This window comes from Shigella dysenteriae (assembly GCF_022354085.1).
Classification (GTDB): Bacteria; Pseudomonadota; Gammaproteobacteria; order Enterobacterales; family Enterobacteriaceae; genus Escherichia; species Escherichia coli.
Window position 1 is genome coordinate 4,350,498 of the sequence record NZ_CP055055.1, and the last position, 12,056, is coordinate 4,362,553.

General features: G+C 49.9%; 18 protein-coding genes. 2 read left to right on the forward strand and 16 right to left on the reverse strand.

Annotated features, from left to right (window positions below; all coding sequences use genetic code 11):
- Window positions 1-16 precede the first annotated feature (16 nt).
- From rplW to rpsJ, 4 genes are read right to left on the reverse strand one after another with little or no spacing between them, the layout of a single operon-like run.
- Window positions 17-319 carry a 50S ribosomal protein L23 gene (gene rplW, locus HUZ68_RS20845; protein WP_000617544.1) on the reverse strand — a complete coding sequence of 101 codons (303 nt, stop codon included), beginning with the start codon at window positions 317-319 and terminating at the stop codon, window positions 17-19.
- On the reverse strand, window positions 316-921 hold the full coding sequence (gene rplD / locus HUZ68_RS20850) for a 50S ribosomal protein L4 (RefSeq protein WP_000424395.1): 606 nt from the start codon (window positions 919-921) through the stop codon (window positions 316-318). The genes rplW and rplD overlap by 4 nt, the downstream gene beginning before the upstream one ends.
- A gap of 10 nt (window positions 922-931) precedes the next feature.
- Entirely contained in the window at window positions 932-1,561 is a 630-nt protein-coding gene (gene rplC, locus HUZ68_RS20855; RefSeq protein WP_000579833.1) for a 50S ribosomal protein L3, read from the reverse strand.
- A 32-nt stretch (window positions 1,562-1,593) separates the two neighbouring features.
- On the reverse strand, window positions 1,594-1,905 hold the full coding sequence (gene rpsJ, locus HUZ68_RS20860) for a 30S ribosomal protein S10 (RefSeq protein ID WP_001181004.1): 312 nt from the start codon (window positions 1,903-1,905) through the stop codon (window positions 1,594-1,596).
- A gap of 378 nt (window positions 1,906-2,283) precedes the next feature.
- Between rpsJ and HUZ68_RS20865 the strand changes: the two genes are divergently transcribed.
- Window positions 2,284-2,751, forward strand: a complete 468-nt coding sequence (locus tag HUZ68_RS20865) for a prepilin peptidase (RefSeq protein WP_000381746.1) — start codon at window positions 2,284-2,286, stop codon at window positions 2,749-2,751.
- Here the strand turns inward: HUZ68_RS20865 and bfr are convergent.
- The 11 genes from bfr to fkpA form a co-directional block, all read right to left on the reverse strand.
- Window positions 2,748-3,224 carry a bacterioferritin gene (gene bfr, locus HUZ68_RS20870; RefSeq protein ID WP_000675515.1) on the reverse strand — a complete coding sequence of 159 codons (477 nt, stop codon included), beginning with the start codon at window positions 3,222-3,224 and terminating at the stop codon, window positions 2,748-2,750. The genes HUZ68_RS20865 and bfr overlap by 4 nt on opposite strands.
- A gap of 72 nt (window positions 3,225-3,296) precedes the next feature.
- Entirely contained in the window at window positions 3,297-3,491 is a 195-nt protein-coding gene (gene bfd, locus HUZ68_RS20875; protein WP_000289090.1) for a bacterioferritin-associated ferredoxin, read from the reverse strand.
- Window positions 3,492-3,673: 182 nt separating this feature from the next.
- On the reverse strand, window positions 3,674-4,858 hold the full coding sequence (tuf, locus tag HUZ68_RS20880) for an elongation factor Tu (protein ID WP_000031783.1): 1,185 nt from the start codon (window positions 4,856-4,858) through the stop codon (window positions 3,674-3,676).
- Between the two features lie 70 nt (window positions 4,859-4,928).
- The gene (gene fusA, locus HUZ68_RS20885; RefSeq protein ID WP_000124700.1) at window positions 4,929-7,043 is read right to left on the reverse strand and encodes an elongation factor G; all 2,115 of its coding nucleotides are present in this window, start codon (window positions 7,041-7,043) and stop codon (window positions 4,929-4,931) included.
- A gap of 96 nt (window positions 7,044-7,139) precedes the next feature.
- Window positions 7,140-7,610 (reverse strand): 30S ribosomal protein S7, encoded by a 471-nt coding sequence (rpsG, locus tag HUZ68_RS20890; protein ID WP_001138043.1) that lies wholly within the window; start codon window positions 7,608-7,610, stop codon window positions 7,140-7,142.
- Between the two features lie 96 nt (window positions 7,611-7,706).
- Entirely contained in the window at window positions 7,707-8,081 is a 375-nt protein-coding gene (rpsL, locus tag HUZ68_RS20895) for a 30S ribosomal protein S12 (protein WP_000246815.1), read from the reverse strand.
- A 125-nt stretch (window positions 8,082-8,206) separates the two neighbouring features.
- On the reverse strand, window positions 8,207-8,494 hold the full coding sequence (gene tusB / locus HUZ68_RS20900; RefSeq protein WP_000903377.1) for a sulfurtransferase complex subunit TusB: 288 nt from the start codon (window positions 8,492-8,494) through the stop codon (window positions 8,207-8,209).
- A gap of 7 nt (window positions 8,495-8,501) precedes the next feature.
- Window positions 8,502-8,861 (reverse strand): sulfurtransferase complex subunit TusC, encoded by a 360-nt coding sequence (tusC, locus tag HUZ68_RS20905; protein WP_000820736.1) that lies wholly within the window; start codon window positions 8,859-8,861, stop codon window positions 8,502-8,504.
- A complete protein-coding gene (tusD, locus tag HUZ68_RS20910) occupies window positions 8,861-9,247 on the reverse strand; it encodes a sulfurtransferase complex subunit TusD (protein WP_001209705.1) in 387 nt (128 codons plus the stop codon). Before tusD ends, tusC begins: the two co-directional genes overlap by 1 nt.
- A complete protein-coding gene (locus tag HUZ68_RS20915; protein WP_000091472.1) occupies window positions 9,247-9,969 on the reverse strand; it encodes a helix-turn-helix transcriptional regulator in 723 nt (240 codons plus the stop codon). The genes tusD and HUZ68_RS20915 overlap by 1 nt, the downstream gene beginning before the upstream one ends.
- Before the next feature lie 166 nt (window positions 9,970-10,135).
- Window positions 10,136-10,948, reverse strand: a complete 813-nt coding sequence (gene fkpA / locus HUZ68_RS20920; RefSeq protein ID WP_000838261.1) for an FKBP-type peptidyl-prolyl cis-trans isomerase — start codon at window positions 10,946-10,948, stop codon at window positions 10,136-10,138.
- A 220-nt stretch (window positions 10,949-11,168) separates the two neighbouring features.
- Between fkpA and HUZ68_RS20925 the strand changes: the two genes are divergently transcribed.
- The gene (locus HUZ68_RS20925; RefSeq protein WP_001153615.1) at window positions 11,169-11,387 is read left to right on the forward strand and encodes a protein SlyX; all 219 of its coding nucleotides are present in this window, start codon (window positions 11,169-11,171) and stop codon (window positions 11,385-11,387) included.
- A gap of 48 nt (window positions 11,388-11,435) precedes the next feature.
- Here HUZ68_RS20925 and slyD read toward each other — a convergent pair whose 3' ends face one another.
- Window positions 11,436-12,026, reverse strand: a complete 591-nt coding sequence (slyD, locus tag HUZ68_RS20930) for a peptidylprolyl isomerase (protein WP_000861334.1) — start codon at window positions 12,024-12,026, stop codon at window positions 11,436-11,438.
- Between the last annotated feature and the right edge of the window lie 30 nt (window positions 12,027-12,056).

Below are 12,056 nucleotides of genomic sequence, written 5' to 3' on the forward strand. Positions count from 1 at the left end.
GTATTACTCCTCCGACTTACTCAGCGCCGCCAACGAAGTCCAGATTCTGGCCTTCTTTCAGGGTGACGTAAGCTTTTTTCCAGTCGCTACGACGACCGATACGCTGTCCGTGACGTTTAACTTTCCCTTTAACTACCAGGGTGTTAACGACTTCGACTTCGACTTCAAACAGTTTCTGCACAGCAGCTTTGATTTCTGCTTTGGTCGCGTCTTTAGCAACTTTGAGTACGATGGTGTTGGATTTTTCCATCGCAGTAGACGCTTTTTCAGAAACGTGCGGTGCACGCAGCACCTTCAGCAGACGTTCTTCACGAATCATGCCAGCATCTCCTCAACTTGCTTAACAGCATCAGCAGTCATTACGACTTTGTCGAAGGCGATCAGGCTAACCGGGTCGATACCAGTTGCATCGCGTACGTCAACCTTGTGCAGGTTGCGCGCAGCCAGGAACAGGTTTTCGTCCAGCTCACCGGTGATGATCAGCACATCTTCCAGAGCCATGTCTTTCAGTTTCTGTGCCAGCAGCTTAGTTTTCGGCGCTTCTACAGAGAACTTCTCGACAACGATCAGACGATCCTGACGTACCAGTTCGGACAGGATGCTTTTCAGCGCGCCGCGGTACATCTTCTTGTTAACTTTTTGACTGTGGTCCTGCGGACGAGCAGCAAAGGTCACGCCACCAGAACGCCAGATCGGGCTCTTGATAGAACCAGAACGCGCACGGCCGGTGCCTTTCTGGCGCCACGGTTTTTTACCGGAACCAGTTACTTCAGCACGAGTCTTCTGAGCACGAGTACCCTGACGAGCACCAGCTGCATAAGCAACAACAACCTGGTGAACCAGCGCTTCGTTGAAATCACGACCGAAGGTAGTTTCGGAAACAGTCAGCGCGCTCTGCGCGTCTTTCAATACTAATTCCATTGCTATCTCCTTACGCCTTCACAGCTGGTTTAACGATCAGGTCGCTACCGGTTGCACCCGGGACAGCACCTTTAACCAGCAGCAGGTTGCGCTCAGCGTCAACGCGTACTACGTCAAGGCTCTGAACGGTTACACGTTCGTTACCCATCTGACCTGCCATTTTCTTGCCTTTGAACACTTTGCCCGGAGTCTGGTTCTGACCGATAGAACCCGGAACGCGGTGAGACAAGGAGTTACCGTGAGTAGCGTCCTGGGTACGGAAGTTCCAGCGCTTAACGGTACCTGCGAAACCTTTACCTTTAGAGGTGCCAGTTACGTCAACTTTTTTAACGTCAGCAAACAGTTCAACGCTAATGCTCTGACCTACAGTGAACTCTTCGCCTTCAGCCAGGCGGAATTCCCACAGACCACGGCCAGCTTCTACGCCAGCTTTAGCGAAGTGGCCAGCTTCAGGCTTGGTCACACGGTTAGCTTTTTTAGCACCGGTGGTCACCTGAATAGCACGGTAGCCATCGTTAGCCAGGTCTTTAACCTGAGTAACGCGGTTTGCTTCAACTTCGATTACGGTTACTGGGATAGAAACGCCGTCTTCTGTGAAGATACGGGTCATACCCACTTTTTTACCGACTAAACCAATCATTGTTTCAACCTCTCAATCGCTCAATGACCTGATTAACCCAGGCTGATCTGCACGTCTACACCGGCAGCCAGATCCAGACGCATCAGAGCATCAACGGTTTTCTCGGTTGGCTCAACGATGTCAACCAGACGCAAGTGAGTACGGATTTCGTACTGATCGCGCGCGTCTTTGTTGACGTGCGGGGAGATCAGAACAGTGAAGCGCTCTTTGCGTGTCGGCAGCGGGATCGGACCACGGACCTGCGCACCAGTGCGCTTGGCAGTCTCGACGATTTCCGCGGTTGCTTGATCGATCAGACGATGATCAAACGCTTTCAGGCGGATACGGATTCTTTGGTTCTGCATGAGACCAGAGCTCCAATTATTTTATAAACGAAAATGATTACTCCTCAGACCCATTACGATTGATGGGAGAGTGTAACCGTTCTTACGTAGCTCCCCGATTGGGAGCATTGTTAGGTAGCCAAATTCGGCTAACTGAGGTTCAGATTGAACCTGCTGTCAACTACGACAAGCCCGCGCATTATACGCAAATCTGAGCCTGACGCAAGCATCGGGTAGAAATTAATCGCAACGCGCAGATTGCGAGCTGCATTCCACGAAATTTGTAAGGTTGTGAAGATAGCGTTTTTCACCGGAATCAGGTTAACAAATCAGCGCTCTCTCTGTTGCTGAGCATCCGGAGTTATTCGATGGTGATACTCCAATTACAGAGGATGTTTTATGGACACTACCCTTCCCTTTCTAATTTTGTACGCTTGTTTATCAGCCCTACTTTTTTTCTGGGATGCAAAGCATGGCTTGTTACCTGACAGATTTACGTGCCCGTTACTCTGGTCAGGTCTTTTGTTCTATCAAGTTTGTCATCCTGATGGTTTAGCCGATGCGTTATGGGGGGCAATTATTGGTTACGGCACATTCGCTGTCATTTACTGGGGGTATCGCATACTGCGCCATAAAGAAGGATTAGGCTATGGTGATGTGAAGTTTCTCGCCGCCCTTGGCGCCTGGCATTCATGGGCCTTCTTACCACGACTGGTTTTCCTTGCTGCCTCATTCGCTTGCGGAGCCGTAGTTATTGGTCTGCTCATGAGAGGAAAAGAATCATTAAAAAACCCGCTGCCTTTTGGGCCATTTCTGGCGGCTGCGGGTTTCGTTATAGGCTGGGATAGTTTGCTGATAGGCCGTTAATCTTTAACTTTAATTTGTGATTGCAGGTAATTTTGCAGGCCAATTTTGCCAATGAGATCTAACTCTGTTTCGAGCCAGTCAATATGACCTTCTTCATCGGCAAGGATCTCGATCATCATATCGCGGCTAACATAGTCATGAACGCTGTCGGCATACGCGATAGCCTCACGCAGATCCTTCGCACCTTCCAGCTCTAATCGCAGGTCGGATTGCAGCATCTCTTCGACATCTTCACCGATCCCTAGCTTACCTAAATCCTGTAAGTTGGGGATTCCTTCTAAAAACAAAATACGCTCGATATATTTATCAGCGTGTTTCATCTCATCGATGGATTCATGGTATTCGACGTCATTAAGACGCATCAGTCCCCAGTTTTTAAACATCCGGGCATGGAGAAAATACTGATTGATTGCGACAAGCTCATTTCCCAATAGTTTATTGAGATAATTTATGATTTTAACATCACCTTTCATTTTATAGTCCCTCCGCTTCCACTATTAGAGCGTAGATGGGGCTAGCGGGATGTCAAAAAATAAGCGTGGGCTTCAGGCAATCTCTTTAAATTCTGGCATCTGCATCAACTCGTCCTGCATCACTTCGCGCGCGGCGCGAATGCACTTACCACATTGATTTCCCACAGGAATAAACTTACGCAATTGTTGGAAAGATTGCGGATGAAACTGACGGACTGCCTGGCGAATTTTTTTGTCACTTACACCATTACACAAACAAACGTACATGATTGCTCCCGTTCAAATTCTGCGCAAAGTGTAAATGAGAATAGTTATGATTACAATAGCACAGTTTTATTTGCTCCATAGTTCAGCGAGCAAAATTACGACTAAATATTTCGAGCTCAAATTACGGGCAGCAAAAAGGGCGCCGAAGCGCCCTTTTCAATTCAAAACTAATTAACGTGTAATTAGCCCAGAACTTTAGCTACAACGCCCGCGCCAACGGTACGGCCGCCTTCACGGATTGCGAAACGCAGACCGTCGTCCATCGCGATCGGGTGGATCAGGGTAACAACCATTTTGATGTTGTCGCCCGGCATTACCATCTCTACGCCTTCCGGCAGTTCGATGGTACCAGTCACGTCAGTAGTACGGAAGTAGAACTGCGGACGGTAGCCTTTGAAGAACGGAGTATGACGGCCGCCTTCATCTTTGGACAGAATGTACACTTCAGATTCGAACTTGGTGTGCGGCTTGATGGTGCCCGGCTTAGCCAGTACCTGACCACGTTCGATTTCTTCACGTTTGATACCACGCAGCAGAACACCTACGTTCTCACCAGCACGGCCTTCGTCCAGCAGTTTGCGGAACATTTCAACGCCAGTACAGGTAGACTTCTGAGTCTCTTTGATACCAACGATTTCAACTTCTTCACCAACTTTGATGATACCGCGTTCTACACGACCGGTAACAACGGTACCACGACCGGAGATGGAGAATACGTCTTCGATCGGCAGCAGGAACGGCTTGTCAATCGCACGCTCTGGTTCCGGGATATAAGAATCCAGGAAGCCAGCCAGTTCCAGGATTTTCGCTTCCCACTCTGCGTCGCCTTCCAGCGCTTTCAGAGCAGAACCACGAACGATCGGAGTGTCGTCGCCCGGGAAGTCGTACTGAGACAGAAGTTCACGAACTTCCATTTCAACCAGTTCCAGCAGCTCTTCGTCATCAACCATGTCGCATTTGTTCAGGAACACGATGATGTACGGAACGCCTACCTGACGACCCAGCAGGATGTGCTCACGAGTCTGCGGCATCGGGCCGTCAGTCGCAGCAACTACCAGGATCGCGCCGTCCATCTGAGCAGCACCGGTGATCATGTTTTTAACATAGTCGGCGTGCCCCGGGCAGTCTACGTGTGCGTAGTGACGGGTCGGGGTGTCATATTCAACGTGAGAAGTGTTGATGGTGATACCACGAGCTTTTTCTTCCGGCGCGTTATCGATCTGGTCGAATGCACGAGCAGCACCGCCGTAGGTTTTAGCCAGTACGGTGGTGATTGCAGCGGTCAGAGTAGTTTTACCGTGGTCAACGTGGCCGATAGTACCAACGTTAACGTGCGGTTTTGTACGTTCAAATTTTTCTTTAGACACGGCTATATTCCTTACTATAGTGCTCTCCCCTTCAGGAGAGAGCACGGGACTTTGGTATTAACCCTTAGGCTTATTTACCACGGGCTTCAATTACGGCCTGAGCAACGTTACTCGGCGCTTCATCATACTTCAGGAATTCCATAGTGTATGATGCACGACCTTTGGTCAGAGAACGCAGCTGAGTTGCGTATCCGAACATTTCAGACAGCGGTACTTCAGCGTGGATCTTAACGCCAGTAACTTCAGATTCCTGACCTTTGAGCATACCACGACGACGGCTCAAGTCACCGATAACGTCACCGGTGTTCTCTTCCGGAGTTTCTACTTCAACCTTCATGATCGGCTCAAGCAGAACTGGTTTCGCTTTCTTAAAGCCTTCTTTAAAGGCGATAGAAGCAGCCAGTTTAAACGCCAGTTCAGAGGAGTCAACGTCATGGTAAGAACCGAAGTGCAGACGAATACCCATGTCTACTACCGGGTAGCCTGCCAGCGGACCTGCTTTCAGCTGTTCCTGGATACCTTTATCAACGGCCGGGATGTATTCGCCAGGGATTACACCACCTTTAATGTCGTTGATGAACTCGTAGCCTTTCGGGTTTGAACCCGGCTCCAGCGGGTACATGTCGATAACAACATGACCATACTGACCACGACCACCAGACTGTTTCGCGTGTTTACCTTCAACATCGGTAACTTTCTGGCGGATAGTTTCACGGTAAGCAACCTGCGGTTTACCTACGTTCGCTTCAACGTTGAATTCACGCTTCATACGGTCAACGATGATGTCGAGGTGCAGTTCGCCCATACCCGCAATGATGGTCTGGTTAGATTCTTCGTCAGTCCATACACGGAAAGACGGGTCTTCTTTAGCCAGACGGCCCAGAGCCAGACCCATTTTTTCCTGGTCAGCTTTGGTTTTCGGTTCAACTGCGATGGAGATTACCGGCTCAGGGAATTCCATACGTTCCAGAATGATCGGCGCATCCGGGTCACACAGGGTGTCACCAGTGGTTACGTCTTTCAGACCGATAGCAGCAGCGATGTCGCCCGCGCGAACTTCTTTGATCTCTTCACGTTTGTTAGCGTGCATCTGAACGATACGACCGAAACGCTCACGTGCAGCTTTCACGGAGTTCAGTACGGTATCACCAGAGTTAACCACACCGGAGTAAACACGGAAGAAGGTCAGGTTACCAACAAACGGGTCGGTAGCGATTTTGAACGCCAGTGCAGAGAACGGCTCGTCATCACTTGCGTGACGTTCAGCCGGAGTGTCTTTACCGTCGTCCAGGATACCGTTGATCGCAGGTACGTCAACCGGGGATGGCAGGTAATCAATTACCGCATCCAGCATCGCCTGAACACCTTTGTTCTTGAACGCAGAACCACAGGTTACCAGGATGATTTCGTTGTTCAGAACGCGCTGACGCAGAGCACCTTTGATTTCTGCTTCAGTCAGTTCTTCACCACCCAGGTATTTTTCCATCAGCTCTTCAGAAGCTTCAGCTGCGGATTCGATCAGGTTCTGGTGCCATTCGTTAGCCAGTTCAACCATGTCTGCCGGGATATCTTCGTATTCGAAGGTTACGCCCTGGTCAGCGTCGTTCCAGTTGATAGCTTTCATTTTCACCAGGTCAACAACACCGGTGAAATGTTCTTCAGCACCAATCGCCAGCTGCAGCGGAACCGGGTTCGCGCCCAGACGGGTTTTGATCTGGTTAACAACTTTCAGGAAGTTCGCACCCATACGGTCCATTTTGTTAACGAACGCAATGCGCGGAACTTTATATTTGTTTGCCTGACGCCATACGGTTTCAGACTGCGGCTGAACACCACCAACTGCGCAGTAAACCATTACCGCACCATCGAGCACACGCATGGAACGTTCTACTTCGATTGTGAAGTCAACGTGCCCCGGGGTGTCGATGATGTTGATGCGATGCGGCTCATACTGCTTAGCCATACCAGACCAGAATGCAGTAGTCGCAGCGGAAGTGATGGTAATACCACGTTCCTGCTCCTGCTCCATCCAGTCCATGGTTGCAGCGCCGTCATGAACTTCACCGATTTTATGGTTTACACCGGTGTAGAACAGAATACGTTCGGTAGTAGTGGTTTTACCGGCGTCGATGTGCGCACTGATACCGATGTTACGGTAGCGTGCGATGGGTGTTGTACGAGCCATTTGTTTCCTCGTTTATCTTTTAGGCGTTCAATTTAAGTAGCCCAAAGCGGGCTGCTTACTGGAAGCGCCCGCCTGGTGACTAAAACTCCGAAGGGATTACCAACGGTAGTGTGCGAACGCCTTGTTGGCTTCGGCCATACGGTGAACGTCTTCACGTTTCTTAACTGCAGTACCTTTGTTTTCTGCAGCATCAGAAAGTTCGTTCGCCAGGCGCAGAGCCATGGATTTATCACCGCGTTTACGAGCAGCTTCAACGATCCAACGCATTGCCAGAGCATTACGACGAACCGGACGGACTTCAACTGGTACCTGATAAGTAGAACCACCAACGCGGCGAGACTTAACTTCTACAGTCGGGCGCACGTTTTCGAGAGCTACTTCGAATGCTTCCAGTTCAGATTTACCAGAGCGCTGAGCCAGGGTCTCCAGCGCGCTGTATACGATAGATTCAGCAGTAGATTTTTTACCATCTACCATCAGGATATTTACAAATTTAGCCAGCAGTTCTGATCCGAACTTCGGATCCGGCAGAATTTTACGCTGACCAATGACGCGACGACGTGGCATGGAAATACTCCGTTGTTAATTCAGGATTGTCCAAAACTCTACGAGTTTAGTTTGACATTTAAGTTAAAACGTTTGGCCTTACTTAACGGAGAACCATTAAGCCTTAGGACGCTTCACGCCATACTTGGAACGAGCCTGCTTACGGTCTTTAACGCCGGAGCAGTCAAGCGCACCACGTACGGTGTGGTAACGAACACCCGGGAGGTCTTTAACACGACCGCCACGGATCAGGATCACGGAGTGCTCCTGCAGGTTGTGACCTTCACCACCGATGTAGGAAGTCACTTCGAAACCGTTAGTCAGACGAACACGGCATACTTTACGCAGCGCGGAGTTCGGTTTTTTAGGAGTGGTAGTATATACACGAGTACATACGCCACGTTTTTGCGGGCATGCTTCCAGCGCAGGCACGTTGCTTTTCGCAACTTTGCGAGCACGTGGTTTGCGTACCAGCTGGTTAACTGTTGCCATTAAATAGCTCCTGGTTTTAGCTTTTGCTTCGTAAACACGTAATAAAACGTCCTCACACAATATGAGGACGCCGAATTTTAGGGCGATGCCGAAAAGGTGTCAAGAAATATACAACGATCCCGCCATCACCAGGCCATCTGGCTGGAGTGCTTAACCGTAAGTCTGACGAAATCAGTATAGTCAATGGGAATGATGTCGTTCGAAATTTGACCAGTCAAACCGCGGGCAATAAGGTCTTCGTTCAGGGCATAGACCTTAATGGGGGCATTACGCAGACTTTCAAGGTAGCGGTTACCGTCAACTGCGGCAGTTACGCCATCTTGCAATAATAGCAGTTCGTCGCCTTCACTGAGCAGACGCAGCAGCGCAGCAAAATCCGTCAGCCAGGGTGAACGATGTAACGTGTGCAGCATAAACGCCTCAAAACCTCAAAATAACATCGTAGTTGGCGAGTTCGCGGCGTAAGGCATCTGCTTCGAGCGGCGTGGCTTCGACAACAAAGGGGGTCTGCGGATCTAACCCGCGTTCGCGCAGTGAAGCCGCACAAACCCAGCACTGTTCAATGTCGTACAGACCCAACAATTTAAAAGTGGCAATGTAATCACGCGCCAGCACTGCATCGGGCTTTTGTCCTGGCAGTAGCTGAAAAACGCCATCAGCAATAAAGAAGACGGCCAGCTCGTCAGTTAACGCGGAAGTTGCCAGTAAAGCATCTAAACCTTCCCGCCCGGCAGCGGTACCATGAGGCACAGTAGAAAAAACAAACGCAATTCGTTTCATCAGAACTGTACCACCCTGTCACAGGTCAGCGAGGCTTCCGCCAGCGCGCCAAGTCCGCTTAAGGTAAATCCCTGCTGAAGGTTTGACGAAGCCAGCCCCAGTCTTCCGGCCTCCGTTTCATCAACAACGCCACGGCGTAATGCTGCCGCTACGCAGATATTCAGCGCCACACCATGTTGCGCATTCAACTGTTGCCAGCCGCGCACAAGGTCAAATTCGTCGCTTGCCGGTGAGGTCAAGTGGTTAGCGTTATAGACCCCTTCCCGATAGAAAAAGACGCTGCTTAACTTATGGCCTTCTGCTATCAGCGCCTGCGCAAACTGAAAAGCACTACTCGCCTGTTGCGTACCGTATGCTGGCCCGGTCACCACGATGGCAAAACGCATTACTTATCTTGCCCCTGGAAATCACCGCTCTTGAACTGGCGGATGTAGAGATAGACAGTGTGTTTGGAGATGTTCAGGCGGTCAGCAACCTGGTTGATCGCATCTTTAATATCGAAGATCCCTTTCTCGTAGAGATTCAGCACGATCTGACGATTTTTGGCGTTATTAGAAACATTGCGATCGGCATTCACTTCTTCGATGGTGAACTCCAGCGTTTGGGTAACCAGATCTTCAACAGAAGAGGCAAAGTTGACGCTTGAACCGACATCCGGGGTTTCTGGCGGCACAAAGGTGCTCATAATCTGCGAGAAGGGAACATCAAGATTCATATTGATGCACAGCAGACCAATTACACGCTGTTCGCGGTTACGAATCGCGATAGTCAGGGACTTCATTAATACGCCGCTTTTGGCGCGAGTAAAGTAGCATTTAGAAACGCTGCTATCCGCTCCCGTCATATCGTGCAGCATACGTAGCGCCAGGTCAGTAATTGGCGAACCAATCTTCCGGCCTGTATGTTCACCGTTAGCAATGCGAATGGCTGAACATTTTAGATCCTGCAAAGAGTGCAAAACGATTTCACAGTGGGAGCCAATAAGCATCGCTAACCCGTCCACCACCGCTTCGTAGGATTTCAGAATATCAAAATCGGTCTGCTCGAAAGGACGTTGATCCAGTAAATCCAACTCACTGGTTTCGTTGGTTAAAAGCGACCTGGACATGAAAAAAAACACTCCTTTTCAGGAGCCTGTCGTTAACTTTTCAGGGCAGGCTCATTAATGATGCGGGTAACTAAATTAATACAGCGGAGGTTCCGCTTTCCAGCACTAATTATATCCGGCCTGTAATAAAAAAACCGCCGCCTGGTCAGGCGGCGGTTCTTAATGCTTATTTTTTAGCAGAATCTGCGGCTTTCGCATCAGCTTCCGGCTTTGCATCAGCCTTCGGCGCTGGTTTCACATCCAGCAGCTCTACGTCAAACACCAGGGTAGAATTCGGTGGGATCCCCGGAACACCCGCTTTGCCGTAAGCCAGTTCTGGTGGAATAACCAGTTTGATCTTACCGCCTTTCTTGATGTTCTTCAGACCTTCTGTCCAACCCGGGATAACACCGTCCAGACGGAAAGAGAGCGGTTCACCACGGGTGTAAGAGTTGTCGAACTCTTTACCGTCGATCAGCGTACCTTTGTAGTTCACGACAACAGTATCGCTGTCTTTCGGTGCTTCGCCTTTACCGGCTTCTACTACCTGATAAACCAGACCAGTGGAAGAGGTTTTCACACCTTTCTCTTTGGCAAATTTCTCGCGGTACTCTTTACCTTTTGCTTCGTTATCAGCCGCGTCTTTTTCCATCTTCGCCTGAGCAGAAGACTTCACGCGAGCTTCGAATGCTTGCAGAGTCTGTTCGATCTCTTGGTCGGAGAGTTTGCTCTTATCAGCAAATGCATCCTGAACACCAGCGATCAGCTGATCTTTATCCAGTTTGATGCCCAGTTTTTCTTGTTCTTTTAGAGAGTTTTCCATGTAACGACCCAGCGAGGCACCCAGTGCATAAGCTGATTTCTGATCGTCATTTTTGAACGCTGCTTTGCTGTCAGCAGTTGTAGCAGGTTTTGCAGCTTCAGCAGCAAAAGTGATTGGTGCATGCAAGGCAACGGCCATTGTGGTCGCCAGCAGCGTTACTTTAAACAGTGATTTCATCCATATCTCCAGGATCGGGGCATCTCACCCCAGGGTTAACTATTATCAGAAGGGTACTATAAAGCGTTGTCGAACAAATCTACATACAGACACGCCCTATTATCATCTATTTTCAGACTCTTTTTGTTTAAATTAGTTTCGATGACCGCGAAATGAGTGCTGTCTCGGGCAGCAAAGTTAAGTAGAATCCGCGGCGACCATTCGACAAAAGAGGTGAATCATGCAGGATTTATCATTGGAAGCACGCCTGGCAGAGCTGGAGAGCCGACTGGCTTTTCAGGAAATCACCATTGAAGAACTGAACGTCACGGTGACCGCTCATGAAATGGAGATGGCGAAACTGCGCGATCATCTGCGTCTGCTGACCGAGAAGTTAAAAGCCAGCCAGCCGTCGAACATCGCGTCGCAGGCTGAAGAAACGCCACCGCCACATTATTGAGGCGTAAAAAAAGCGGGGATTCCCCGCTTTTTTGTCACCTTTTCGGTATTAGTGGCAACCGCAACCGCCGTTGCCTTTACCGCCACAGCAGCCTTCGCCACCGTGTTCATGACCGTGATCGTGGCCATGACCGCCGCAGCAACCGTCGTGGTCGTGATCGTGGTGATGATCGTGCGCGCCGTGAACGTGGCCATGAGCCAGTTCTTCTTCGGTCGCTTCGCGAATCGCCACAACTTCAACGTTGAATTTCAGGTTCTGACCGGCCAGCATGTGGTTACCATCAACCACGACGTGATCGTCTTCAACCGCAGTGATTTCAACCGGTACCGGACCCTGGTCGGTTTCAGCCAGGAAACGCATACCTACCTGCAGTTCATCAACGCCCATAAATACGTCTTTAGGAACACGTTGCACCAGGTTTTCGTCGTACTGACCGTAAGCGTCGTTCGCGCCAACAGCGACATCAAATTTGTCGCCAACTTCATGACCTTCCAGCGCCGTTTCCAGGCCAGAGATCAGGGAACCGTGACCATGCAGGTAGTCCAGCGGCGCACTCACCGGAGACTCATCAACCAACACACCGTCTTCTGTACGTACCTGATAGGCCAGGCTGACCACCAGGTCTTTTGCTACTTTCATGATATCTCCTGAGCATGGGAAGAATAGTGG